21 protein-coding genes, 3 tRNA genes and 1 pseudogene are annotated in these 24,428 nt (G+C 58.3%); 15 read left to right on the forward strand and 10 right to left on the reverse strand.

What is annotated here, in order from left to right; all coding sequences use genetic code 11:
- Positions 1-25 precede the first annotated feature (25 nt).
- The 7 genes from AC3ITA_RS12535 to AC3ITA_RS12565 form a co-directional block, all read right to left on the reverse strand.
- Positions 26-1,441, reverse strand: coding sequence for a sigma-54 interaction domain-containing protein (locus tag AC3ITA_RS12535; protein WP_489280479.1), 1,416 nt, complete (start codon positions 1,439-1,441; stop codon positions 26-28).
- A gap of 141 nt (positions 1,442-1,582) precedes the next feature.
- A complete protein-coding gene (locus AC3ITA_RS12540; protein ID WP_489280480.1) occupies positions 1,583-3,160 on the reverse strand; it encodes an ABC transporter ATP-binding protein in 1,578 nt (525 codons plus the stop codon).
- Positions 3,161-3,187: 27 nt separating this feature from the next.
- Positions 3,188-4,210 (reverse strand): ABC transporter permease, encoded by a 1,023-nt coding sequence (locus AC3ITA_RS12545; protein ID WP_172435287.1) that lies wholly within the window; start codon positions 4,208-4,210, stop codon positions 3,188-3,190.
- Positions 4,210-5,271, reverse strand: coding sequence for a microcin C ABC transporter permease YejB (locus AC3ITA_RS12550; protein ID WP_150673994.1), 1,062 nt, complete (start codon positions 5,269-5,271; stop codon positions 4,210-4,212). Before AC3ITA_RS12550 ends, AC3ITA_RS12545 begins: the two co-directional genes overlap by 1 nt.
- On the reverse strand, positions 5,271-7,139 hold the full coding sequence (locus tag AC3ITA_RS12555; protein WP_489280482.1) for an extracellular solute-binding protein: 1,869 nt from the start codon (positions 7,137-7,139) through the stop codon (positions 5,271-5,273). The genes AC3ITA_RS12550 and AC3ITA_RS12555 overlap by 1 nt, the downstream gene beginning before the upstream one ends.
- Before the next feature lie 135 nt (positions 7,140-7,274).
- A complete protein-coding gene (locus AC3ITA_RS12560; RefSeq protein ID WP_008051985.1) occupies positions 7,275-7,556 on the reverse strand; it encodes a peptidylprolyl isomerase in 282 nt (93 codons plus the stop codon).
- A gap of 107 nt (positions 7,557-7,663) precedes the next feature.
- Positions 7,664-8,545, reverse strand: a complete 882-nt coding sequence (locus AC3ITA_RS12565) for an esterase/lipase family protein (protein WP_095941924.1) — start codon at positions 8,543-8,545, stop codon at positions 7,664-7,666.
- Positions 8,546-8,880: 335 nt separating this feature from the next.
- Here AC3ITA_RS12565 and AC3ITA_RS12570 point away from each other — a divergent pair, with 335 nt between their 5' ends.
- Complete coding sequence (locus tag AC3ITA_RS12570) at positions 8,881-9,945, forward strand: hypothetical protein (RefSeq protein WP_489280484.1); 1,065 nt, start codon at positions 8,881-8,883, stop codon at positions 9,943-9,945.
- Positions 9,946-10,006: 61 nt separating this feature from the next.
- Here AC3ITA_RS12570 and AC3ITA_RS12575 read toward each other — a convergent pair whose 3' ends face one another.
- Entirely contained in the window at positions 10,007-11,083 is a 1,077-nt protein-coding gene (locus AC3ITA_RS12575) for a 3-deoxy-7-phosphoheptulonate synthase (RefSeq protein ID WP_489280485.1), read from the reverse strand.
- A gap of 337 nt (positions 11,084-11,420) precedes the next feature.
- Positions 11,421-11,549: a hypothetical protein gene (locus AC3ITA_RS12580; RefSeq protein WP_489280486.1), complete on the reverse strand. Its 129-nt coding sequence runs from the start codon at positions 11,547-11,549 to the stop codon at positions 11,421-11,423.
- Positions 11,550-11,642: 93 nt separating this feature from the next.
- On the opposite strand from AC3ITA_RS12580, the pseudogene AC3ITA_RS12585 reads away from it, so the two are divergent.
- The 8 genes and pseudogenes from AC3ITA_RS12585 to AC3ITA_RS12620 all read left to right on the forward strand — a co-directional run.
- Positions 11,643-11,882 (forward strand): annotated as a pseudogene (locus AC3ITA_RS12585) (GNAT family N-acetyltransferase); the annotation flags it as partial.
- Positions 11,883-11,978: 96 nt separating this feature from the next.
- Entirely contained in the window at positions 11,979-12,620 is a 642-nt protein-coding gene (gene gacA, locus AC3ITA_RS12590; RefSeq protein ID WP_032829778.1) for a response regulator transcription factor GacA, read from the forward strand.
- 2 nt (positions 12,621-12,622) lie between these two features.
- A complete protein-coding gene (gene uvrC / locus AC3ITA_RS12595) occupies positions 12,623-14,446 on the forward strand; it encodes an excinuclease ABC subunit UvrC (protein ID WP_150673990.1) in 1,824 nt (607 codons plus the stop codon).
- Between the two features lie 32 nt (positions 14,447-14,478).
- The gene (gene pgsA / locus AC3ITA_RS12600; RefSeq protein ID WP_007992985.1) at positions 14,479-15,039 is read left to right on the forward strand and encodes a CDP-diacylglycerol--glycerol-3-phosphate 3-phosphatidyltransferase; all 561 of its coding nucleotides are present in this window, start codon (positions 14,479-14,481) and stop codon (positions 15,037-15,039) included.
- 63 nt (positions 15,040-15,102) lie between these two features.
- Positions 15,103-15,178: transfer RNA gene (locus AC3ITA_RS12605), tRNA-Gly, on the forward strand.
- A 46-nt stretch (positions 15,179-15,224) separates the two neighbouring features.
- Positions 15,225-15,298, forward strand: a tRNA-Cys gene (locus AC3ITA_RS12610).
- A 306-nt stretch (positions 15,299-15,604) separates the two neighbouring features.
- Complete coding sequence (locus AC3ITA_RS12615; RefSeq protein WP_489280487.1) at positions 15,605-16,114, forward strand: response regulator; 510 nt, start codon at positions 15,605-15,607, stop codon at positions 16,112-16,114.
- On the forward strand, positions 16,081-17,031 hold the full coding sequence (locus tag AC3ITA_RS12620; protein WP_141249977.1) for a hypothetical protein: 951 nt from the start codon (positions 16,081-16,083) through the stop codon (positions 17,029-17,031). The genes AC3ITA_RS12615 and AC3ITA_RS12620 overlap by 34 nt, the downstream gene beginning before the upstream one ends.
- Positions 17,032-17,463: 432 nt before the next feature.
- On the opposite strand, the gene AC3ITA_RS12625 is transcribed toward AC3ITA_RS12620, so the two are convergent.
- Positions 17,464-17,877, reverse strand: a complete 414-nt coding sequence (locus tag AC3ITA_RS12625; RefSeq protein WP_150673985.1) for a CBS domain-containing protein — start codon at positions 17,875-17,877, stop codon at positions 17,464-17,466.
- 351 nt (positions 17,878-18,228) lie between these two features.
- Here AC3ITA_RS12625 and AC3ITA_RS12630 point away from each other — a divergent pair, with 351 nt between their 5' ends.
- The 6 genes from AC3ITA_RS12630 (at position 18,229) to otnC (ending at position 24,326) form a co-directional block, all read left to right on the forward strand.
- Positions 18,229-19,728 (forward strand): sensor domain-containing diguanylate cyclase, encoded by a 1,500-nt coding sequence (locus AC3ITA_RS12630; protein ID WP_489280488.1) that lies wholly within the window; start codon positions 18,229-18,231, stop codon positions 19,726-19,728.
- Positions 19,729-19,843: 115 nt separating this feature from the next.
- The gene (locus AC3ITA_RS12635; RefSeq protein ID WP_489280489.1) at positions 19,844-20,233 is read left to right on the forward strand and encodes a YkvA family protein; all 390 of its coding nucleotides are present in this window, start codon (positions 19,844-19,846) and stop codon (positions 20,231-20,233) included.
- A gap of 610 nt (positions 20,234-20,843) precedes the next feature.
- A tRNA-Leu gene (locus AC3ITA_RS12640) sits at positions 20,844-20,930 on the forward strand.
- A 546-nt stretch (positions 20,931-21,476) separates the two neighbouring features.
- A complete protein-coding gene (gene ltnD / locus AC3ITA_RS12645) occupies positions 21,477-22,382 on the forward strand; it encodes an L-threonate dehydrogenase (protein WP_095945035.1) in 906 nt (301 codons plus the stop codon).
- A gap of 10 nt (positions 22,383-22,392) precedes the next feature.
- Positions 22,393-23,691 carry a 3-oxo-tetronate kinase gene (gene otnK / locus AC3ITA_RS12650; protein WP_150673977.1) on the forward strand — a complete coding sequence of 433 codons (1,299 nt, stop codon included), beginning with the start codon at positions 22,393-22,395 and terminating at the stop codon, positions 23,689-23,691.
- On the forward strand, positions 23,688-24,326 hold the full coding sequence (gene otnC / locus AC3ITA_RS12655; protein ID WP_095945037.1) for a 3-oxo-tetronate 4-phosphate decarboxylase: 639 nt from the start codon (positions 23,688-23,690) through the stop codon (positions 24,324-24,326). Before otnK ends, otnC begins: the two co-directional genes overlap by 4 nt.
- The last annotated feature ends 102 nt before the right edge of the window (positions 24,327-24,428 follow it).

Genomic DNA, 24,428 nt, shown 5'->3' on the forward strand with positions numbered 1-24,428 from the left:
TCTAACAATGGAGATGCATGTCTCTTTATGGAGACTCTGCGATCCCCAACGCCGCCATCTTCTTGTACAACGTCGACCGCCCAAGCCCCAGCTGCGCCGCCGCATCAACCACCTTGCCCCCGCATTGCGCGAGGGTCGCTTCGATCAGCTGCCGGTCAAACCGCTCCCGCGCCGCGCTGAATGTCTCATGGGCAAGCGGTTCGATGGTCAAGGGTGCCTCGCGTTCCACCGGTGTGAATGTACCAATCGCCGCTCGGATATCCGCTGTCGTCAGGCGCAAGTCATCGCTGAGCAGCGCGGCCCGCTCCAGCACGTTGCGCAGTTCCCGGATGTTTCCCGGCCAGGCGTGTTGGCCCAACAGTTCCAGGGCTTCGTGGTGCAGTTCATGCTGGCTGCGCAGTTCTTCGAGAATGGCTTCGCTGAGCGCCGGCACGTCATCGAGGCGGTCGCGCAGGGGCGGGACCTGGATCGGCAGCACGTTGAGCCGGTAGTACAAGTCGGCGCGGAATTCGCCGCGTTTGATGGCCGCTTCCAGGTCCGTAGAGGTCGCGGCGATCACCCGTACATCGCTCTGGATCACTTCGTTGGAGCCCACCGGTTCGAATTCCTTTTCCTGCAACACTCGCAGCAGTTTGCTCTGCAGGGGCAGCGGCATGTCGCCGATTTCGTCGAGGAACAGTGTGCCGCCCTGGGCGATCTGCAATTTGCCGGCGCGGCCCTTGCGGTCGGCACCGGTAAACGCGCCCGGGGCGGTGCCGAAGAATTCGGCCTCCAGCAACGATTCGGGAATCGCCGCGCTGTTGATGCTCACAAACGCCTTGTGCGCGCGGGGCGAGGCATTGTGGATCGCCTGGGCCAGCAGTTCCTTACCGGTGCCGGTTTCGCCGAGCAGCAACACCGGCGATTCGGTGCTCGCACTGCGCCGGGCGCGGCGCTTGACTTCCAGGCTGGCGGCGCTGGTGCCGATGAAGTGGGCGAAGTTGTATTTGGTCTGCCGCGCCCGCAGCAGCGAGCGGGTGGAGGCCAGTTCTTCCTGCATGCTCATGTAGCGCTTGAGCATCGGCGACAGACTGCGCAACTCGTCGAACAGGGCAAAACCGATGGCGCCGATCACCACGCCGGCATCGTCGTGAATCGGCAGGCGCATGACGACCAGCGGCTCTTTGGGGGTGTCCTGCATATCCAGCAGAATCGGCCGGCCGGTGCGCACCACTTCACGCAGCAGGCTGCCGGGGATCACGCTTTCACAGGGCTTGCCGATCGCGACTTCGGCCGACGGCAGGCCGAAGCGCCGGGCGTATCGCTCATTCATCCAGACGATGTTGGCATCGCGGTCGACAATCACCGTGCCTTCACTCGATTGCTCGATGATTTCGAACAACGAACGGATCGCCAGCAGGCGAACGCGCTGGTAGTCCTTGAGGCTTTCGGTGGTGTTCATCGGTACATGATCCTGGTTGTGTATTGCCTGTGCCGGCCTTTTCGCGAGCAGGCTCGCTCCTACAGTTGATCTGCGTCGTTCACAAATCCCCTGTGGGAGCGAGCCTGCTCGCGATGGCTGCGATGCGGTCTAACGACCAGATTATGCCTGCCCCAACATCGCCGCCGCCAACAGCTCCTTGGTGTACGGATGCTGTGGTGAGTCAAACACCTCATGGCTGGCGCCGCGCTCCACCACTTTGCCGTCCTTGATCACGATCATGTCGTGGGCCAGGGCGCGCACCACAGCCAGGTCATGGCTGATGAACAGATAGGTCAAACCGTATTTTTCCTGAAGCTGGCGGAGCAGGGCGACCACTTGTTTTTGCACCGTGCGGTCCAGCGCCGAGGTCGGTTCGTCGAGCAGGATCAGCGCTGGCTTGAGCACCAGCGCCCGGGCGATGGCGATGCGCTGACGCTGACCACCGGAGAACTCGTGGGGATAGCGATGGCGACTTTGCGGGTCAAGGCCGACTTCGCTCAGTGCCCGGATCACTTCGGCATTGCACTCTTCAGTGCTCAACTGGCTGTGCACTTCCAGGCCTTCGCTGATGATCTGCGCGACCGACATTCGCGGGCTGAGGCTGCCGAAGGGGTCCTGGAACACCACCTGCATCTTCTTGCGCCACGGCCGTAGCTGTTTTTGCGTCAGGCCATCCAGCGCCTGGCCTTGAAAGCGGATGCCGCCTTCGGAGTCGAGCAAGCGCAGAATCGCCTGACCCAGGGTGGACTTGCCCGAACCGGACTCGCCGACGATGCCAAGGGTCTTGCCGCGCTGAATGTTCAGGCTGATGCCATCCACGGCCCGCAACCAGGTCTTGCGCTGAAACAGGCCGCCACCGACGGGAAACCGCACCTGCAGGTTGTCCACCTCCAGTACGTTTTCGCGCTCGTCCCGGGGTAAGGCTTCGCCCTCGGGTTCGGCGTGCAGCAATACGCAGCTGTAAGGGTGTTTGGGTTCGGTGAACAGTGTTTCGCAAGGCGCCTGCTCGACGATTTCCCCAGCCTTCATCACGCACACCCGCTGAGCGATGCTGCGCACCAGATTGAGGTCATGGCTGATCAGCAGCAGCGACATGCCCAGGCGCTGTTGCAGGGATTTGAGCAGCAGCAGGATCTTGCGCTGCACCGTCACATCCAGTGCGGTGGTCGGTTCGTCGGCAATCAGCAGTTCCGGTTCGCACGCCAGGGCCATGGCGATCATCACCCGCTGGCGCTGTCCGCCGGACAATTGATGGGGATAGGCCTTGAGACGTTCCTCGGGTTTCTGGATGCCCACCAGGTGCAGCAATTCGAGGATCCGCGCTTGCGCCGCTTTGCCCGCCAGGCCTTTGTGCACCAGCAAGGTTTCGCCGATCTGTTTTTCAATGCTGTGCAGCGGGTTGAGGGAGGTCATCGGCTCCTGGAAGATCATCGCGATGCGATTGCCGCGCAGTTGTCGCAACTTGCCGGTATCGGCGCCCACCAGTTCCTGACCGCGATAGCGGATGCTGCCCGTCGTCTCGGTATCGGTTTGCGGGAGCAATTGCAGGATCGAGTGGGCCGTCACCGACTTGCCCGAGCCCGACTCACCCACCAGCGCCAGGCATTCGCCGGGGCGGATGTCCAGGCACAGATTGCGCACCACGGTCTGGCCACTGAAGGCCACGCTGAGGTCACGGATTTCGATCAGGTTGATCATTTCAACATTCCGAATCAAGAACGCGGGTCAAGACCGCGGATCAAAAGCGTCGCGTAGCGCTTCGCCAATGAACACCAGTAAAGAAAGAATCAGCGCCAGGGTGAAAAACGCCGTCAGGCCCAGCCACGGCGCTTGCAGGTTCTGCTTGCCCTGGCCGATCAGTTCGCCCAGTGAAGCGCTGCCCGCAGGCATGCCGAAACCGAGGAAGTCCAGCGCCGTCAGGGTGGAAATCGCCCCGGTCAGAATGAACGGCAAGTAGCTCAAGGTCGCGTTCATGGCGTTGGGCAGAATGTGCCGCACGATCACCTTGCGGTCGGTCAGGCCCAGCGCGCGGGCGGCCTTGACGTATTCCAGGTTGCGCCCGCGCAGGAACTCGGCGCGCACCACGTCCACCAGGGCCAGCCAGGTAAACAGCGCCATGATCCCCAGCAGCCACCAGAAATTCGGCTCGACGAAGCCCGACAGGATGATCAGCAGGTACAGCACCGGCAACCCCGACCACACCTCCAGCAGACGCTGGCCGAGCAAGTCCACCCAGCCGCCGTAATAGCCTTGCAGAGCCCCGGCCGCGATGCCGATCAGGGCACTGACAAAGGTCAGCATCAAGGCAAACAGGATCGACACCCGGGCACCGAAGATCACCCGGGCCAGAACGTCCCGCGCCTGGTCGTCGGTGCCCAGCCAATTGACGCCAGAGGGCGGGCTGGGGGCGGGCGTGTTCAGGTCGTAGTTGGGTGTGTCGTCACTGAACGGAATCGGTGGAAACAGCAACCAGCCGCCATCCTTCTTGATCAGTTTCTGCACGTAGTCGCTGCGGTAGTCGGCCTGGAACGGCAGGTGCCCGCCGAAGGCCTGTTCGGTGTAGCGCTTGAAGACCGGGAAGTACCACTGGCCCTGATAGCTGACCATCAGCGGCTTGTCGTTGGCGATCAACTCGCCGCCCAGGGTCAATGCGAACAGACCGATAAACAGCCACAGCGACCACCAGCCCCGACGGTTTTTCTTGAAGCGTTCGAAGCGGCGACGCGCCAGCGGTGAAAGCTTGAGCATCAGGCGTTCCTCGCGGCGAAGTCGATACGCGGGTCGACCAGGGTGTAGCAGAGGTCGCCGACCAGTTTTATCAGAAGGCCGAACAGGGTGAAGATGAACAGCGAGCCGAACACCACCGGATAGTCCCGGGATACCGCCGCTTCGTAGCTCATGCGGCCCAGGCCGTCGAGGGAGAAGATCACCTCGATCAGCAGGGAGCCGGCAAAAAACACACTGATGAACGCCTGGGGAATGCCCGACACCACCAGTAGCATGGCGTTGCGGAACACGTGTCCGTAGAGCACCCGTCGTTCACTCAAGCCTTTGGCCCGGGCAGTGACCACGTACTGGCGGGTGATTTCATTGAGGAACGAGTTCTTGGTCAGGATGGTCAGTGTGGCGAATCCGCCGATCACCAGCGAGGTCACAGGCAACACCAGATGCCAGAAGTAGTCGGCCACCTTGCCAAGGGTCGACAGCGATTCGAAGTTGTCCGAGACCAACCCGCGAACCGGAAACCAGTTCAGCGAAGTGCCGCCGGCAAAGACCACGATCAGAAACATCGCAAACAGGAACGCCGGCATGGCATAGCCGATGATGATCGCGGTACTGCTCCAGATGTCGAAATGGCTGCCATGGTGCACGGCCTTGCGGATGCCCAGGGGAATCGACACGAGGTAGGTGATCAGCGTCGCCCAGAGCCCGAGGGATAGGGTCACGGGCATTTTTTCGAGGATCAGGTCGGTGACGGTGGCGCCGCGGAAGAAGCTCTTGCCGAAGTCCAGGCGCGCGTAGCTGGTGAGCATCAGCCAGAGGCGTTCGTGTGCCGGTTTGTCGAAGCCGTACTGTTTTTCAATGTCCTTGATCAGCTGCGGATCGAGCCCGCGGCTGGAGCGGGACTTGCCGCTCATGGAGTCGCCGGAACCGCCGCCAACCGCGGCGCCGCCAATGCCTTGCAGGTGCGCGATGGCCTGTTCCACCGGCCCGCCCGGCGCGGCCTGGACGATGACAAAGTTGACCAGGAGAATGATCACCAGGGTCGGAATGATCAACAGCAGACGCCGCAATATGTAAGCCCACATCAGTGCGGCCCTCCGGGTTTGCCACGGCTGATACGCTCGGCCGTCATCTGTTGGTTGGTCAATGGCGTGGTGCTCATTTCCCACCAGCTTTCGATGGCTTCGTCATTGCTCGCCTGTACGTTCGGGATACCGAAGCGGTTCCACCACACCGTCGAGGTGCCCGGTGGGTAATAGTTGGGAATCCAGTAGTAATTCCATTGCAGTACCCGGTCCAGGGCATGGGCGTAGTGCAACATGTCAGCCTGAGTATTGGCGCGGATCAGCCCGGTGATCAGGGTGTCCACCGCCGGGTTCTTCAACACCATGTAGTTGTTGGAGCCTGGGTCGGTAGCCGCCGCCGAGCCGAAATAATTGACCAGTTCACCTCCTGGAGAGGTGGTGACCGGGTAGCCGGTGACGATCATGTCGTAGTCGCGGCTCATCAGGCGATTGACATACTGGGACGAGTCGATACGACGGATGTTCAGGTCGATGCCGATCTGTTTCAACGTGCGTTTATAGGGCAACAGCAGGCGGTCCATGCCGTTCTGGCTGACCAGGAAGGTGAAGCTCAGCGACTCGCCGGCGGCATTGACCAGTTGGTCGCCATCGGGTTTCCAGCCGGCCTGTTCGAGCAAGTCCAGGGCTTGCAGTTGCTTGTCGCGAATCACGCCGCTGCCGTCGGTCTTCGGCGCCTCGAACACCTGGGTGAAGACTTCATCGGGAATCTGTCCGCGCAACGGTTCGAGAATCGCCAGCTCACCGGCATCCGGTAGTTGCCGGGCGGCGAGGTCGGTATTGGAAAAGAAGCTCTGCTGGCGGATGTACATGTCGCGCATCATCTGCCGGTTGCTCCATTCGAAGTCCCACAGCATCGCCAGCGCCTGGCGCACGCGACGGTCCTGGAACATGGGTTTTTGCAGGTTGAAGACAAACCCCTGGGATGGCTGCGGCGCCTCGGTGGCGAGGTGGGCCTTTTGCAGGCGCCCGTCGCTCAGGGCAGGGCTGTCGTAGCCGATGGAATAGCCGGTGGCGGAAAATTCGCGATTGTAGTCATAGGCGCCCCCGCGCAGGACCTGGCGCGCCACGTCGGTATCGCCGAAGTACTCGATGCTGAAATGATCGAAGTTGTACAGGCCACGGCTGACCGGCAGGTCCTTGCCCCACCAGTCGGGATTGCGCTCGAAGGTGATGCTGCGCCCCGAATCGATCTTGCCGACCTTATAGGGGCCGCTGCCCAACGGCGCTTCATAACCACCGCCACCGGCGAAATCGCGGCTCTTCCACCAGTGTTCGGGAAACACGGGCAGGGTCGCGATATCCAGGGGCAGGGTGCGGTTTTCGTTGTTCTTGAAATCAAAACGCACGGTCAGTGGCGATTCCACGTCGACGCTTTTGACGTCGGCGAACTGGGTGCGGTAGCGCAGGCTGCCCTGGGTCATCAGCAGGTCGAAGGTGTATCGCACGTCTTGGGCGGTAATGGGTTTACCATCGGCAAAACGTGCCTTGGGGTTGAGGTAAAAGCGCAGGGACAGGCCGTCCTCGGAGCGCTCCATCTTCTCCGCCACCAGGCCGTACACGGTGTAAGGCTCGTCCAGGGAGCGTTGGGCCAGCGGTGAATAGAGCAAGCCGTCGATCTGTGTAACGCCGATGCCTTTGTCGATGTAAGGCAAGACATGGTCGAACTGACCGATTTCGATCGCCGAGCGTCGCATCGTGCCGCCCTTGGGGGCCTGCGGGTTGGTGTAGGCGAAATGACTGAAGCCGGCAGGGTATTTCGCCGGTTCGCCGTATACGGTCATTGACGGTTGCGGTGCCGCATGCACACCCGGGGTACCCATCAACAGGGCCACGGCCGTGAACAGCAAGGTAGGGAAAGCCAGTCGCATTGTCAGCCTTAGAGCCGGGTGGTCGTTAACGACAATTTGTACGCTAGCGGCGCGTCCCTCGCCAGCCGTATTGCGCATCACAAACACAACGGCCCACCAATAGGCGGGCCGTCGTGTGAATAGCTCAGGCGTCAATCAGTCCTGACGGCTGGTCACTTCCAGCAGGTGGAAACCGAACTGGGTCTTGACCGGGCCCTGGACCACGTTGAGCGGTGCGCTGAAGACCACGGTGTCGAATTCCTTGACCATCTGGCCCGGACCGAACGAACCCAGGTCACCGCCCTGGCGGCTGGATGGGCAAGTGGAGTTTGCCTTGGCAACTTCGGCGAAATCGGCGCCAGCCTCGATTTGGGCCTTGAGTTCGTTGCACTTGGCTTCGGAGGCAACAAGGATGTGACGGGCAGTGGCTTTAGCCATGGGAAGATACTCCTTTCAATACTCGATAAAGTGCTGAGCCTACCGGATTCAGTGAGCTATTTCTCCTCAAAGTTCCGTTCCGCGCGGGATCCACGGCAGGCGGGACCTCAAAGGCCGGCGTCCTTCAGGCGTCTGGCATGCTGGACATACAGTTCAACCGGGTCGACACCTGTGCGCAACTGACCGGCCGGCTGGCCAATGGTGTCCAGATGATCCAGCGCATAGTCGGACCGGATAACCGTGCCCAGGTGGGAACTGAAACGACCGACCAAACCGTCGTTCTGCTCGCTTTCCGTGACGAAATAACCGGAAAGGGCCCGGCAGAAGGCGTTGAGCGGATCGAGCGCATAGAGCCCTTCTTCGAGAACATTCGGCAACAGCACGCCGCTCCACGAGTAGTAACGAACACCGTTGACCTGTTCGCAGCCCTTGCCACCCCAGGTGGTGGGCAGTCCTTGCGGGTATTTGTCGTTGAATGCGCGTACGCCTTCGGTGGTCAGCGCATTGAGGGCGGCAATGGCGCTGCGCGGTTGATACTGGTGGTCGCTTAATGTCGCGAGGAAGTCGGCGAACAAGGTTACCACCGTCTCGGCCACATGTTCCGGCAGGTCACCCGGTGTCAATGCCTTGCGCAGGAAATCGGCCAGTTCCGAACCATGGTTCGGCCCGCTGACGGAGGTGACCGACGCCACGCTGTGTGGCGCAATCGCTGCGGCATAACGTGCGGTCAGTGCGCCCTGGCTATGGCCTATGAGGTTGACTTTGCGTGCACCGGTTCCCTCCAGTACCCGCTCGATCTGTGCGAGCAATTGGTCTCCGCGTACCTCGTTGTCATGGACGGCCGACAAGTGGGGGACGAACACCCTCGCTCCGGCGTTCCTCAGCGCCTGCCTGATGTCGTGAAAGAGCTCGAATTTGCCGATTCTTTCGAAGCCGAAAAGGCCGTGGACCAGCAGGATTGGATAACAGGTGCTTGCATTCCTTTGCATGTTCATACCTTTACGCAGAAGTTCATTGGGACTGCATGGCGCTTCACTCTAAAACACTCGAGGTTGGCGCGATGTATGAAAAGTCCGCCGAAACTTGCGGAAAACGGAATAGAACAAGTGCGAATGCTCAAGGGTGGCTGAAGCCTTGGTCGGAATAGTTTGAGGACTTTTCGCGCCAATCAGGTTGCTACTGATCAAAGACCTACTTTGCATGTATCGACTTTCCGAGCGGACCAGAGTGAGAGGCCGACATCGCGACTGTTTGCCATGGGGTTAAATAACCGTCCGGAGCCGGCCAACTGACCGGTGTTTATTCCAGGGAATGGAGCGAATGAATGACTGTTTATGAACCCGACACCTCGAATCTCGCGCAGCAACCATTACCACCTCCCATGCTTGAGCAGGCGCAAAATGGCGTTCTGAACCCCTCTGACATAAAAGCCGTCATCAGGGTCCGGCCATATCCCGGCATGACCTGCGGCGACAAACTGCTATTGAATTGGGCGGGGCTGGATGCCGATGGCTTCGCTCACAATCATCAGGTTGCGCGTTTTGTCAGTGAGGAACGGGTTGGCGAGGACATGATTTTTGCCGTGGGGTGCGCACATATCGCTGCGCTTGAGGGCGGTTCACTGGACATCGGTTACTCACTCACGAGCACTCGATTTACCGGGCCGGTGCACTCCCATCGTTTGCAGTTGAGTGTCGGTGATGTGCAATGCGACCTGTTGCCCGCGACGGTGGGCGATACGGTGGGTCGAACGCTTGATCCGGATCGGGTGAAGGAAGGGGCGATCGTTACGATCAAACCCTATGCGCGCATGGCGGCGGGCGACTGGGTGTTGCTGACCTGGGCGGGGGTTACGGTCGAAGCAAGCTTCAGTGATGCTCTCAAGGTCGAGGCTTTCGCTGTGGGGGACGAACTGTCGTTCTGGGTCAGTCCAGAGTGCATTGCGCTCAATCTGGGCTCTTGCGTGTCCGTCGACTATTGCGTCAAGCAGGCAGGGCAGGGGCCTCGTTATTCTGAAGTAACGGCACTGATGATTGGCATCCTGGAGCGGCGACCACTGCAAGCACCCGCTGTGCTGGAAGCCGACGAAGGTTGGGTGGATCTGCATGATGCGCAGGATGGCGTGACCGTCGTCATCGAAAACCCCGGGGCTGAAAAAGGAGAACGGATTTACCTGACATGCGACGGGGAGAAATTTAATCACGGTGACGACCGTGAAATAACCAGGGACACCGCGGGAGAGCCGTTGGTGTTCATCGTTCCCTACCCGTTCTGGAGGGAACATCGAGATTGCGCGATCCGTGTTTCCTGTTCAGTCCAGCGCCTTGACGGCACCCGTCAGCAATCGGGGGTGACACTGGTTCAAGTGCAGTCCCTGTTGGGGCATTGATTTACCATTTGCCCTCCAGTCTTTCCATGAAGGCTGGAGGGCGCACGGAGGATGCCGATGATCAGGCGTTGTTTGACGCTCGCAGCCGGTCTGCTGCTTCAAGCAACAGTTGTTCTGTCTCGGCCCAACCAAGGCAACCATCGGTTACCGACACGCCGTATTGCAGCGTCGAACCCAGCGGCTGGCAGCCTTCGAACAAATGACTCTCGATCATCATGCCGATCAGCGAACGATCACCTTGCAGGCGTTGTTCAAGTACATCGTTGAAAACGGCTGGCTGGCGCAACGGGTTTTTGCCGCTGTTGGCGTGACTGCAATCGACCATGATTCGAGCCGGAATCTTCAACCTGGTCAGGTCGCTGTTCACCTGGGCGACGCTGGCGCTGTCGTAGTTCGGCCCGTGATGGCCGCCGCGCAATACCAGGTGTGTGTCCGCATTGCCCGGGGTTTGAATGATCGCCGGATGTCCCTGGCTATCGACACCGAAATGGCGATGGGGATGGGCGGCGGAGAGCATGGCGTCGCTGGCGACACCGACACCGCCATCTGTCCCGTTCTTGAACCCTACCGGCATGCCCAGGCCGCTGGCCATTTCCCGATGGATCTGCGACTCCGTCGTGCGTGCGCCAATCGCCACCCAACTCAGCAGGTCGTCGAAGTAACCGGCCGCCATCGGTTGCAACAGTTCGGTGGCGACGGGCAGGCCCAGGCGGAGCATTTCGCGCATCAGCTCGCGGGACAGCGTCAGGTCGGCAGCCATGTCATCGCTGCCATCGAGGTGCGGGTCGTAGGCCAGGCCTTTCCAGCCAACCGTGGTGCGGGGCTTTTCGACGTAGGCGCGCATCACCAGCAGCATTTCGTCGCTGACTTCGGCGGCGAGGCGGGCAAGGTTACCGGCGTATTCGAGGGCTGATTCCGGATCGTGTATCGAGCAGGGGCCGACGATGACCAACAAGCGGGAATCTTCACCGTTGAGGATCGCGCGAACCGCCTGGCGGTGGGCGGTGACTTGCCGGGTCAGGGCGCTGCTGAGGGGCAATTGCTGTTTGAGTTGCAATGAGCTGGGCAGGCGCAGGGTCAGCGCTTCATTGGCAGGGCTCAAGGTGGACAGCGGCAGTGCAGAGACGGACGAGTTCATATTCAAGGCTTCCTGGGCTGGCGGCGGGTTCGTGCCCGCGCGCTCGGCCCTACTGGGGTGTTCGACAATTGGCCGGATTGGCTGCGTGTGTGTGCTTGCCACCTGTGGGTGACCGATCGGAGGCGGCAGGCTGTCCCGAGCGGAGGGTGGTAAATCGCCAGGCGGTAAAACTGTCGTAGCGGTAATAAGTGGCGTAGTTCATGTTCTGAATCCTCTGAATGTCTGGTGTGTCGTTAAATGTGTTGGGGCTGAAAAAACAAAACCCCCGGTCGGGAGGCCGACCGGGGGTTGAGAATTCTCTGGTGGCGACCCGTTTAAAGTGGGCGCCGTGTGGGTATCAGGCGCGCCAGTGGCTAAACCAATACCCAAAATAAAAGCTGACCGGAGCACAACCGTCGTTCACCCGGGCAGCCGCAACCGAGCGCAGGGCGCTGTCGGTACGAAGCTGTAAGAGGGCGTTGAACATGGTCTGTCTCCGATGGATGGTCCGAGCTTACTAGAGGCAGGTACGCAGATTCAATCAGAAAATACTATCGGCCAACGACGGCGCTCTCTATTCGTCGAAGCGTTTCGTGGGCAGGGTGCTGGATCCTGGGCGATCGATCAGGTACTGGCTCTGGCGCGCCAGGAGCGGCGCCCGGCGTTGCGCCTGACGGTTTTCGAAAACAACCCGGCGCAAGCGTTGTACGAGCGCAAGGGATTGAGGGTGGTGGGCAAGGACGAGTGTTTCCTGAGGATGCAGCTGGATATCCCCGGCCTGGATCGCTGCGACACGCTTGCGACAAGCCTTTCAAGATGAATTGAAACTTTTAATCTGACGCTTTCCGCTAGGTCTGCCAGATGCTTTTTGCTAAGGTGTCTGGCAACCAATAAGACCATATCGCGAGGTGTCTGCTTGATTAGGGTGCTAGTAGTCGATGACCATGATCTCGTTCGTACAGGCATTACACGAATGCTGGCTGACATCGATGGCCTGCAAGTAGTCGGCCAGGCCGAGTCGGGTGAGGAATCCCTGATCAAGGCGCGCGAGCTGAAACCCGATGTGGTGTTGATGGACGTCAAGATGCCGGGTATCGGCGGTCTTGAAGCGACTCGCAAATTATTGCGTAGTCATCCGGATATCAAGGTCGTCGCGGTGACCGTGTGTGAAGAGGACCCGTTTCCTACGCGGCTGTTGCAGGCCGGTGCGGCAGGTTACCTGACCAAAGGGGCAGGTTTGCCGGAAATGGTCCAGGCCATCCGCCTGGTGTTTGCCGGGCAACGCTATATCAGCCCGCAAATTGCCCAGCAACTGGCGATCAAGTCCTTCCAGCCCACCAATGATTCGCCTTTCGATGCCTTGTCGGAGCGGGAAATCCAGATCGCGCTGATGATCGTCGGTTGCCAGAAAGTACAGATCATTTCCGACAAATTGTGCCTGTCCCCGAAAACCGTGAACACCTACCGTTACCGCATCTTCGAAAAGCTTTCGATCAGCAGTGATGTCGAGTTGACGCTGTTGGCGGTTCGTCATGGCATGGTCGACGCCAGCCTCTGAAAATGAACGACACCTTTGATCCGAGCGCCTTTCTGTCGACCGTTAGCGGGCGCCCCGGCGTGTACCGCATGTTCGACAGCGAAGCGCGGTTGCTCTACGTCGGCAAGGCGAAGAACCTCAAGAATCGTCTGTCGAGTTACTTTCGCAAGACCGGGCTTGCCCCCAAGACCGCCGCACTGGTAGCGCGTATCGCTCAGGTCGAGACGACGATCACCGCCAATGAAACCGAGGCCTTGCTGCTTGAGCAGACGCTGATCAAGGAATGGCGCCCGCCCTATAACATCCTGCTGCGCGACGATAAGTCCTACCCCTACGTCTTTCTCTCCGACGGAGAGTTTCCGCGCCTGAGCATTCATCGTGGTGCGAAAAAGGCCAAAGGCAAGTACTTCGGGCCTTACCCGAGTGCCGGTGCGATCCGCGAAAGCCTGAGCCTGCTGCAAAAGACGTTTTTCGTTCGCCAATGCGAAGACAGTTTTTACAAGAACCGCACGCGCCCTTGCCTGCAATACCAGATCAAACGCTGCAAGGCGCCCTGCGTCGGGCTGGTGGAACCCCAGGTGTACGCCGAGGATGTGCGCCATTCGGTGATGTTTCTTGAAGGGCGCAGCAATGCGCTCACTGACGAGTTGTCCGCCGGGATGGAAGAGGCGGCGATCAATCTCGAATTCGAACGAGCAGCCGAGTTGCGGGACCAGATTGCGTTACTGCGCCGGGTCCAGGATCAACAGAGCATGGAAGGCGGGACCGGGGACGTCGATGTGGTTGCCGCCTTCGTCAACCCGGGCGGTGCCTGTGTTCACTTGATCAGCGTGCGGGGCGGGCGGGTACTGGGAAGCAAGAACTTCTTCCCTCAGGTCGGTATTGAGGAAGACGTCAGTGAAGTCATGGCAGCGTTTCTCGGCCAGTACTTCATCAGCAGCCCTGAACGCGACTTGCCCAGCGAGTTGATCGTCAACGTGGTCCATGATGACTTTCCCACACTGATCGCCGCCATCGACGAGTTGCGCGGTCGTGAACTGACCATCAGCCATCGCGTGCGGGGCACGCGGGCGCGCTGGCAGCAATTGGCGGTGACCAATGCCGAGCAGGCACTGAGTGCGCGTCTGGCGAACCGTCAGCACATTACGGCACGCTTCGATGCGCTGGCCGAGGTGCTGAAACTGGATGAGCCTCCACAGCGGCTTGAGTGCTACGACATCAGTCACTCCAGCGGCGAGGCGACGGTGGCGTCCTGCGTGGTCTTCGGCCCCGAAGGCCCGATCAAGGCCGATTACCGCCGGTACAACATCGAGGGCGTTACGGCCGGCGATGATTACGCGGCGATGCACCAGGCGTTGACCCGACGCTTCAGCAAACTGAAGGACGGGGAGGGCAAGCTGCCGGATATCCTGTTGGTGGACGGCGGTAAAGGTCAGTTGTCCATGGCCCGCGACGTGCTCGATGAATTGGCCGTGCCTGATCTCATTCTGTTGGGCGTGGCGAAAGGTGCGACGCGCAAGGCCGGTTTCGAAACCCTGTACCTGAACGACGCTGCGCATGAGTTTACCTTGCGCGGTGATTCTCCCGCGCTGCACCTGATCCAGCAGATTCGCGACGAAGCCCACCGGTTTGCCATAACCGGGCACCGCGCGCGGCGTGGAAAAACCCGCCGAACGTCTACACTGGAAGGCATCGCCGGCGTCGGACCTACACGTCGGCGTGATTTGTTGAAACATTTTGGTGGATTGCAGGAGCTGTCTCGTGCAAGCATCGAAGAAATTGCCAAAGCCCCCGGGATCAGTAAAAAGCTCGCAGAGTTGATTTATGCAAATCTGCACAGCGAGTAGAATGCCCCCTCACCTCGTAGCCAGTTGTGCCGATGAATATCCCTAATCTGATTACCGTTCTACGCGTTCTGCTCATACCGATCTTCATTTTGCTGTTCTACCTGCCTTACCAATGGAGTTACCTGGCCTCCGCCTCGGTCTTCGCATTCGCTGCCGCGACCGACTGGCTGGACGGGTATCTGGCCCGCCGTCTGGAACAAAGCACACCGTTCGGGGCTTTCCTCGATCCGGTTGCCGACAAGCTGATGGTTGCGGTTGCATTGGTCCTGTTGGTGCAGGAACACGGAAACCTGTGGCTCACGCTGCCGGCTGCCGTGATCATCGGTCGCGAGATTGTCGTCTCGGCACTGCGCGAATGGATGGCCGAACTGGGCGCTCGTGCCCACGTTGCCGTGTCGAACCTGGGCAAATGGAAAACCGCCGCGCAAATGCTGGCGCTGGTGATCCTGCTGGCCAATCCCAAGGATTTCAGTTTCTGGGTCTTGCTGGGCTACACCTTGCTGATGGTGTCGGCTGGCCTGACTTTGTGGTCGATGGTCCAGTACTTGCGGGCTGCCTGGCCACATCTGAAGACCGACGTTGAAAAGAAATAAAACTTTTTTGAATCAAAGGGTTGACGGGGCTTCTGGATTCTATAGAATGCGCCACACCAAGACGCGGGAATAGCTCAGTTGGTAGAGCACGACCTTGCCAAGGTCGGGGTCGCGAGTTCGAGTCTCGTTTCCCGCTCCAAGTTTGTACGCATTTGATGTCGCGCTACTGACAGCAGATGTTTTGAGGCCGAGTAGCAAAATGGTTATGCAGCGGATTGCAAATCCGCCTACGCCGGTTCGATTCCGACCTCGGCCTCCACTCTAAACAACCCCGTAGATCAGTGATCTACGGGGTTTTTTATCGTCTTCAAAAAAGTGTTCCCACCCGTTCTCCGCACTCTGCGGTAAACGCCCGGGCATCATTGAATCGTCCTGATCCAGCCTGCCTGTAGTGGGAATCACTACAAGCGCTTGGCCGATATCTCCACAAAAACGTCCTGTTAACGTCGATAGTGGGCTCCATTCTGCTTAAGCATATTTACCCCTGCGCAAAATTTCGTTCGCTGAATGGAGTCGTCTTCTATCAGCGTCTTGTATCGCCATGTCAAAAAAGTGAGGTGAAATCATGCAGGTCACCAACACAGAACCATTGACTGCGCTGATGCCAGCCAGAGATCCAGGCCCTTTGCGCCTGTTTGTCGTTGAGGATTCGAACGTCGTGCGAGCGCTGCGGCGCACGCTGTCGCCGCCGATCGCGGGGCTGTCACTTGCCGGGGTGTTCCATCGCGCATCGACCGCCATCGGCGCCATCCGGCATGAACCACCCGATGTCGTCTTGCTGGACATCAACCTCAGCGACGGTAATGCCATGGAAGTATTGCGTGTGGTCGCAGCCGAGTATCCGCTGACCAAAGTCATAGTGGTCAGCAATTGCGCGGATCCGACACATTGGAAGTACTTTACAAAAGCGGGAGCCTACGCCTTCTACGACAAGAACCATGAACTTGCCATCATGCGCCGCATGTTGGAGCGTTTAGCCAAGTCCCTGCTATCAAATTATTTTTCCTGTTGGCAATCATCACCAAATGGGAGTAGTACCCCATGGAACCAATCAGCAAAGAACACGACTTTCTAGCCGTGCTGCAGCAGGTCGTATCACATGGCGTCATCACCTTGCTCGCAATGGCCATAGCGTTTGCCACGCCGGGTGCTGCGCGGTACATCCTCTATGTATGGTGGCCGCGCGTGGAGTTGAACGCCAATCTGCTGCTTGCAACAGAAATCGCGATGGCCTCAACCTTGATGGTTCTGTTCTATCTGTGCAAGCGCGCATGGGACAACCGCCATCGTTTGACAAGCGCGAAGATGGCCTCTCTGCTCTTCACGAGGCATCCTCGCAAGGGATGGCTTTCGAGCCTTCAGGAACGGAATCTGGTCCGCTCTTTACCGGCGGCGCGTGACGCCTCCATCCTTTCTCTCACGGGATACGAAACCCTGACTGCACCGGATAGCTTGTTGAAGGGCGTCTTCGCGACGGCGTATGAAATCCGCGTCATGCTGCTTAATCCGCTCAGCGAAGCAGCACGCAGGCGAGTCGACTCACTTCCAGAGGAAATTACGACCCTGACCTTTCAAGAGGAGCTTGCCGCCAGCATTGCGTTCCTGAATGAGTGCCGCAGAAGTGGAAAGAAAGTTTCGCTGAAGTTCTACGACCACGACCCGTTCTGGAAGGTTGTCGTCCTCGACGACCTTGCCTGGGTCCAGCATTGCCATAGTGGTCGTGAAATGAAGGACCAGCCCGAGTACGTGTTCGGGCTGCAATACGCAGAGCCGAGCCAGGGACTGTTTGTGCCGTTTTATACCTTCTTTCTCCACAAGTGGAATGAGGCAGGCCACTGGGAATATGACTTCGACGCCGCCGAGCTGGTCCGGCGGGATGCGAACACTGGCAGCGAGACTGAGCGAGCTCCACTCGGACTCTCCATTTATGATCCCGCATCTCCCCCCCTGGCGGCCGCCCGAACCTTCTCGTCCGCTTCAGGATATGCGTGAGACCAAATTGCACGGGTCAGAAAAGACTCAGGAATCGGTATTCGCAAGTTGAGCACGGAGTGCACGCTGCATTCATGTTGAATCAATGTTTTAAATGGAGGAGATCATGATGATCGGCTATTGATTGTGTGAGCGGCGATGTCAGCTGCTGGCACTTCCGTCTGGGCGATCGCAATGCGCACAAGGCGGTGGCGACCAAGTATCAGGACAAGAAGAGCGACCGGACTGGATGCATCAACATCCGGCCCGGTCGCGGTCCCTGCAGATGCTCCCTGCAAGTCCCGCCAAGGCTCTTTTTTCATACATGAAACGCTGCAGTCCTGCAATCTGTTTGTCCATACAGTAAAGGTCTTGCTTTCTATATTTACTCCCATCATTACCTGGATAGGCGGCAAACTTCACCGGCTTGCAAAATGCCGAAAGTATTGGGTATCAATGTGCTTGCGCAACACTGCGGAGCAAATTGGCGCTAAGTTTATCGGTGTTACACGTAGCGATATTGGCTAGCGAGATTATGCCTACCAAGCGTTTATCCCGATTGACGACTGGTAGTCGGCGTTTTTCGATCTGTGCCATGTTCTTGGCTACGTGATCGACCTCTTCATCGTCGTAGCAAAAGCACACATCGTCGCTCATGAGAGCGTTGATATGGGTAGACAAGTCCAAGCCATCTGCCACGCCCCGAATGACAATGTCGCGGTCGGTTATGACGCCGCTCATTCTATCGTTGTCATTAATCACCAAAGCACCAATATCTGCCTGCCGCATGATTTCGGCGGCCTCACGCAAGGTGGTCGAAGGCGTTACAGTGCGTACTTCGCGGCTCATGATTTCGCTGATTTTCATGATGTTCTCCATTGGCGAATTCTTGATGGATACCCCTTTTGATAAATACAAATAATTAGTGAGGTATTTGAGTATTCAATGAGACGGTCATAGGTCAACCTATTTCTGAATCAAGGATGGCGTTGGTTTGGTGACACCATACTGGTGTTGAAAAATTGTCCTGTGAATAGTTCGAATTGATTTGGTGGTTTTTGACTGATGAGAGTCGTTGTCTTGAGACGCCATAATCTGTTGCTGCAACTATGCGTCACTGCTTGTATTCTTATTCAGGACGAGAATAAGCAGTTGCCGTTATGGCCTTGCTCCAACAGCAACTGGAACGGAAAACCGGACTTTCCATAAGGTAGAGACGTGAAGCGTGATACCCGCCTGGTTGTGCTTTTGCTGTTGGTTATCTGCTGTTCTCTGGCATCGCTGACTGTCTGGAAGGTGCTGGCCTCCCGAGATCGGGTGTTGGAGGACGTGAGCGTCCACGGATTGAATCTTACCCAGGCACTGGCAACCTACTCCGAAGGCATTGTGCGCCAAAGTTCCTTGCTTTTGCTCGGTCTCGTCGAACGCCTGGAAACTGAAGGTAGTGGCCCAATACAGATCCAGCGGCTAAGTGCGCTGGTCAGTAAGCAGCAGCCTCTGATGCCACAACTCAGTGGTATTACCATCTACGACAATCAGGGACGTTGGTTAATGTCCTCCAATCGGCCGATTCCGGTCGGGGCGAATAGCAGTGATCGTGCCTATTTCATTCATCATCGCGACGATCCGTCCGGTGAGACCTTTATCGGTCCACCCATCCAAAGCCGTTCCAATCACGAGTGGGTGATCACAGTCAGTCGACGTTTCAATGATGCTCACGGAGAGTTTGCCGGGGTGGTGGCGGTAACATTGGGAATAGAAAACTTCCTGCGGCTGTTTGGAAAGATCGACGTGGGGCAGGAGGGAGCCATCGGGCTATCCTATACCGATGGTACATTGCTGGTTCGCTATCCCTTCCGCGAGCAGGACATGGGGCGCAACTTTTCGAAGTCGCCAATCTATGCCAAGTATCTTGTGGACCAAACAGTTGGCACCGCCTCGTTTACCTCCAGCCTGGACGGTGTGGAGCGGCTCTATGCGTTCCGAAAGAGTGACAAGCTGCCGCTGATAACTACCGTCGCTATCGGGAGGCGCGAAGCGCTCACTGCATGGCGAATAGAGGCACTGTTGTCGGCAATAGTGGTGTCTGGTCTGCTGGGGCTTACCGGTCTCATCGGTTGGTTTTTGATCCTGGATATCCGTCGGCGAACCAAGGTTGAAGGTCGGTTAAGGGGCACTCAGCAGCAATTGCTCTCATCGAATCGGCAACTGGAGCTACTGGCGATGAAGGATGCCCTAACCGGTTTGGCGAATCGACGCTACTTTGATGTCACATTGGCCATGGAGGCGCGACGAGCACAGCGAGAGGGGGCGTCTTTGGCGCTACTGATGATTGACATCGACTATTTCAAGCTGTTCAACGATTCCTATGGGCATGTTGCCGGCGACGCCTGTCTGCAAAGTGTCGGCAAGATCGTGGAGGCGTGCGTACGTCGACCATCGGATCTAGTGGCGCGATATGGTGGTGAAGAGATGGCCGTAATCATGCCTGATACGGACATATATGGTGCGCAGATTGTGGCGCAACTCATCCTGGACCGATTGAAGCAAGAGAGCATTTCCCACGAAGCCAGCCCATTGGGTCAAGTGAGTCTAAGTATAGGGATCGCCGCTGCCGCTGGTTCCCGATTGGACCGATTGCAAGGTTTAATCGAAGCTGCAGATCAGGCGCTGTATAGCGCCAAGGCACTTGGACGAAACCAGGTTGTGAAGCACTGAAGCACTGTAAGGAATGACACGCAGCATTGACGGTTTTTACACCGCCTCGACCCATAGCCGTCAATCACCCAAGGCGCTACGCTCGCACGCTCCTTAAGGTACTGACAATTACGACATGAAACGCATACTTGATCGTTTACGTGGCTGGGCCAGAAAGCTAAAACGGCAAACCATGGTTCTCTGGTTTTGCTATCAGCATCCGCAAACACCTTGGTTACCCAAATGGATTTCGGTTTTTGTCGTGGCGTATGCGTTGAGCCCAATCGACCTCATTCCTGATTTCATTCCTGTACTTGGATACCTGGACGACGTGATCATTTTGCCGCTTGGCATTCTGCTCGCTATTCGCTTGATGCCTGCGCAGGTGCTCGATGAGTGTCAGGTCAAAGCGAGTGAGTGGGAGAAAAGCCATGTGAAACGGCCAATCAACATATTTGCTGCGGTAATCGTTGTATTGGTTTGGTTCGTTACTGCGGGGATCTTTGGGGCTTGCTTTTTTGAATAGAGATCGCCAGGGACGAGTTGGTTTTCATTGATTTTGAAGAGCAGGGAAGGGCGCAGGTCTCAGTCAGGCATCGTGAATTCTTCGTGGTCAGTTCAGCATAACCGTCGAAAATTGCGCTGCAACGGGGAGATGCAAAATCATGAGGTCCGCGCAATCGGCCCACCAAAGCGGATGATATGCCAATGGTTCGCTGTTTTCTGTCATCGGCCCAAGGACAACCTTGATGAGGTTGAGTGCGGCTAGCACCGGAAAATGGCTCCAGAGCTTAAAACCCGCTTGTTGAATACCGTTGGACGTAGCTCGTTGTAAATCAGTAGCTTGCGCAATGCATGTCATGCTAACCTATTGATCTACTTGGCTTTGTTGGTCGATAGCCAATCGGCCAGCGCCGGTTCGATTCCGACCTCGGCCTCCACTAATAAACAATCTTCGTAGATCCATGATTTACGTAGCTTTTTTATTTGCAATAGCCTGCAAGATTTAGTCTTGAAAAGGGTATTTGCGAACTTGCTTCACCGGGGCGGGATGTATATATTTCCACCTCTGCTGCACAAGCGTCAGATCTGCCGGATCGTTATCTGGCAAAACCTGAACGCTTCACCGCGCTACCGCCCGAATGGCGAAACTGGTAGACGCATGGGACTTAAAATCCCCCGCTCGTAAGGGCGTGCCGGTTCGATTCCGGCTTCGGGCACCATGAATATCAAGGGCTTGCGTGAGATACCTCATGCAGGCCCTTAGTTTTTTCTGCAATCAAAACATCCTTTCCGCAATTCGCTACTGACTACCTCCCTCGCTTCATAAAACCTGTTCCTGAGCACGCCAGTGGTCATCGGCTGTCCGGTATCCATGACCACCAGGCGCGCTGATCTAATCCTGTTCCCAGTGTTTCGAGCCACTCTCACATCACGCAAGACGAGCCACTCTTTGCGGCCCGACTGCTTTTGGCTGCTTGTAATCCGTAGGGAGACCCCATCTCGTTCCTGTGCGGTGAGGCAATGTTAAAAAATGTTATTGGTAAAAAATACTTCACATAATCCGATCACTGGTAGATGATCTGCAGCATCCGGTATGACAACCTGATAACACGACAAAAAAAGGATGGCCTTGATGTTCCGTCCTGAATCACAGCGCCCTTCGGCTGGTTGGTCTGCACGGTGCTGATTCTGTCTGGCCCTATTCACAAAGCGGCCAACGTCTGTGCCTCGCAGGCGGCAGTCGCTGCTTTCCACTGGAGTACCCCATGAATAACAAGAATGTCGGTGTAGTCGGTCTGGGCGCGATGGGGCTGGGTATTGCCCGCTCGTTGTTGCGCAGCGGTTTTAATGTGCATGCCTGTGATGTGCGTACTGCCGTAACAGAGCAGTTCGCCGGGGAGGGTGGTGTGGCTTGCCTGTCACCGTCGCATATGGCCGCTGAGTGTGACGTGATCATCACTGTGGTGGTCAACGCCGAGCAGACCGAGACCGTATTGTTTGGTGAGGGTGGGGCCGTGGCCTCTCTGCGCCCGGGCAGCCTGGTGATCGGCTGCGCCACAGTCGCTCCGACCTACGCCGTGGATCTTGGCCAGCGTCTGGCCGCGCTGGGCCTGCTGTATCTGGATGCACCGATTTCCGGTGGCGCGGCCAAGGCTGCGGCTGGCGAGATGACCATGATGACCTCGGGCCCGGCCGACGCCTACGCCAAGGCTGAGTCGATCCTGGCTGGCATGGCCGGCAAGGTTTATCGCCTGGGTGACGTTCATGGCCTGGGTTCGAAGGTCAAGATCATCAACCAGCTTCTCGCCGGGGTACATATTGCCGCTTCTGCCGAAGCCATGGCGCTGGGCCTGCGTGAAGGGGTCGATGCCGATGCGCTGTATGAGGTGATCACCCACAGCGCCGGTAATTCCTGGATGTTCGAAAACCGCGTGCCGCACATTCTCAAGGCTGACTACACGCCGTTGTCCGCCGTGGATATTTTCGTCAAGGACCTGGGCCTGGTGCTGGATACCGCCCGGGCCAGCAAATTCCCGTTGCCGCTGTCGGCCACCGCTCACCAGATGTTCATGCAGGCATCCAGTGCCGGCTTCGGCCGCGAGGACGACTCGGCGGTCATCAAGATTTTCCCGGGCATCGAATTGCCAACCGCCAAGCCTGAGCCTGTTTGAGGAACACCCCATGACTAACTCCACCGCACGCCCGCTGCTGGGCTGCATCGCTGACGATTTCACCGGGGCCACGGACCTTGCCAACATGCTGGTGCGCGGCGGTATGCGCACCGTGCAAAGCATTGGCATTCCGAGCGCGGAAGTGGCGGCCGGGCTTGATGCCGATGCGATCGTCATTGCCCTGAAGTCGCGTACCACGCCGGTCGCCGAAGCAGTCGAGCAGTCCCTCGCCGCACTGGCCTGGCTGCGTGAACAAGGCTGCGAACAGATTTTTTTCAAGTATTGCTCGACGTTCGACTCCACTGCGGCCGGCAATATCGGCCAGGTCAGCGAAGCACTGCTGGCCGCACTGGGTAGCGACTTTACCCTGGCGTGCCCGGCGTTCCCGGAGAATGGCCGGACGATCTTTCGCGGCCATCTGTTTGTGCAGGATCAACTGCTCAGCGAGTCGGGCATGCAGAACCATCCGCTGACGCCAATGACCGATGCCAATCTGGTGCGCGTCCTGCAATCGCAGACCCGTCTGAATGTCGGCCTGTTGCGCTACGACACGATTGCCCGTGGCGCTGAGCAGGTGCGGGCGCGAATCGCCGAGCTGAGGGCTCAAGGTGTCGGCATGGCCATTGCCGATGCCTTGTCGGACAGCGATCTGTACACCCTGGGTCGCGCCTGCGCCGATCTGCCGTTGTTGACCGGTGGCTCGGGGCTGGCCCTGGGCCTGCCGGAAAACTTCCGTCGCGCCGGCAAGTTGCGCGATCTCGACGCCTCGAAACTTCCGGCGGTGTCCGGCGGGGAAGTGGTGTTGGCCGGCAGTGCTTCGATCGCCACCAATGGGCAAGTGGCGGCCTGGCTCGAAGCCGGTCGTCCGGCTTTGCGGATTGATCCGTTGACCTTGGCGGCGGGGGAAGCGGTGGTGGCGCAAGCCTTGGCCTTCGCCCGTGATAACGAGCAAACCGTATTGATCTACGCCACCTGCTCACCGGAGGAGGTCAAGTCGGTGCAACAGCAATTGGGCGTCGAGAAGGCTGGCAGTCTGGTGGAAAACGCCTTTGGCGAAATTGCCCAGGGTCTGCGCCAGAGCGGCGTGCGCCGCTTCGTGATTGCCGGCGGAGAAACTTCGGGCGCTGTGGTCCAGGCGTTGGGCGTGCAACTGCTGCAAATCGGCGCGCAGATCGATCCGGGTGTTCCAGCGACGGTCAGCAGTACCGACGAACCACTGGCGCTGGCACTCAAATCGGGCAACTTCGGTGGCCGGGATTTCTTCAGTAAAGCCTTGAACCAACTCGCCCAGGCCGGAGGTGTGCAATGAGCAACGAGAACGCCCTGCGCGAAGAAATCTGTGAGGTTGGCCGCAGCCTTTACCAGCGCGGATACACCGTCGGCAGCGCCGGCAATATCAGCGCGCGCCTGGATGACGGCTGGTTGATCACGCCGACGGATGTCTGCCTCGGGCGCCTTGATCCGGCCACCATCGCCAAGGTCAATCTGGCGGGTGAATGGGTGTCCGGTGACAAACCTTCAAAGACTCTGGCGTTGCATCGCCAGGTCTACGACCGCAACCCGAATGTCGGCGGCGTGGTGCATACCCACTCCACCCATCTGGTGGCGTTGACGCTGGCCGGTGTCTGGCAGGCGAACGACATTCTGCCGCCGCTGACGCCGTATCAGGTCATGAAAGTCGGGCATATCCCGTTGATTGCCTACCAGCGACCCGGTTCGCCGAAGGTTGCCGAACAGGTCGCGCTGCTGGCCAACAGCGTTCGCGGCGTGATGCTCGAACGGCTGGGGCCGGTGGTCTGGGAAAGTTCGGTTTCCAGGGCCAGCTACGCCCTGGAAGAACTCGAGGAAACCGCACGGCTCTGGCTGATGAGCAATCCCAAGCCTGAACCGCTGGATCAGGTGGCGCTGGACGAACTGCGAACAACCTTTGGTGCGCACTGGTAACGCATTGTCTTAACACGACAGATCGATAACACAGGCTCTGCCCGGGAGACGCACAGGGACTCTCGACGCCCCCGGCTTGCCTTAAAAAACAATAACAACAGG

This window comes from Pseudomonas sp. GL_090, from assembly GCF_057837765.1.

Bases quoted from the DNA above. Each gene is read 5' to 3' on its own strand.
- AC3ITA_RS12620 (WP_141249977.1), top strand. From the start codon at position 16,081: ATGGAACCAATCAGCAAAGAACACGACTTTCTAGCCGTGCTGCAGCAG.
- AC3ITA_RS12555 (WP_489280482.1), bottom strand. From the start codon at position 7,139: ATGCGACTGGCTTTCCCTACCTTGCTGTTCACGGCCGTGGCCCTGTTG.
- AC3ITA_RS12545 (WP_172435287.1), bottom strand. From the start codon at position 4,210: ATGCTCAAGCTTTCACCGCTGGCGCGTCGCCGCTTCGAACGCTTCAAG.
- ltnD (WP_095945035.1), top strand. From the start codon at position 21,477: ATGAATAACAAGAATGTCGGTGTAGTCGGTCTGGGCGCGATGGGGCTG.
- AC3ITA_RS12575 (WP_489280485.1), bottom strand. From the start codon at position 11,083: ATGAACTCGTCCGTCTCTGCACTGCCGCTGTCCACCTTGAGCCCTGCC.
- pgsA (WP_007992985.1), top strand. From the start codon at position 14,479: ATGAATATCCCTAATCTGATTACCGTTCTACGCGTTCTGCTCATACCG.
- AC3ITA_RS12550 (WP_150673994.1), bottom strand. From the start codon at position 5,271: ATGTGGGCTTACATATTGCGGCGTCTGCTGTTGATCATTCCGACCCTG.
- uvrC (WP_150673990.1), top strand. From the start codon at position 12,623: ATGAACGACACCTTTGATCCGAGCGCCTTTCTGTCGACCGTTAGCGGG.
- otnK (WP_150673977.1), top strand. From the start codon at position 22,393: ATGACTAACTCCACCGCACGCCCGCTGCTGGGCTGCATCGCTGACGAT.
- AC3ITA_RS12560 (WP_008051985.1), bottom strand. From the start codon at position 7,556: ATGGCTAAAGCCACTGCCCGTCACATCCTTGTTGCCTCCGAAGCCAAG.
- AC3ITA_RS12615 (WP_489280487.1), top strand. From the start codon at position 15,605: ATGCAGGTCACCAACACAGAACCATTGACTGCGCTGATGCCAGCCAGA.
- AC3ITA_RS12580 (WP_489280486.1), bottom strand. From the start codon at position 11,549: ATGTTCAACGCCCTCTTACAGCTTCGTACCGACAGCGCCCTGCGCTCG.
- otnC (WP_095945037.1), top strand. From the start codon at position 23,688: ATGAGCAACGAGAACGCCCTGCGCGAAGAAATCTGTGAGGTTGGCCGC.
- AC3ITA_RS12625 (WP_150673985.1), bottom strand. From the start codon at position 17,877: ATGAAAATCAGCGAAATCATGAGCCGCGAAGTACGCACTGTAACGCCT.
- AC3ITA_RS12535 (WP_489280479.1), bottom strand. From the start codon at position 1,441: ATGAACACCACCGAAAGCCTCAAGGACTACCAGCGCGTTCGCCTGCTG.
- AC3ITA_RS12540 (WP_489280480.1), bottom strand. From the start codon at position 3,160: ATGATCAACCTGATCGAAATCCGTGACCTCAGCGTGGCCTTCAGTGGC.
- AC3ITA_RS12565 (WP_095941924.1), bottom strand. From the start codon at position 8,545: ATGCAAAGGAATGCAAGCACCTGTTATCCAATCCTGCTGGTCCACGGC.
- AC3ITA_RS12635 (WP_489280489.1), top strand. From the start codon at position 19,844: ATGAAACGCATACTTGATCGTTTACGTGGCTGGGCCAGAAAGCTAAAA.
- AC3ITA_RS12570 (WP_489280484.1), top strand. From the start codon at position 8,881: ATGACTGTTTATGAACCCGACACCTCGAATCTCGCGCAGCAACCATTA.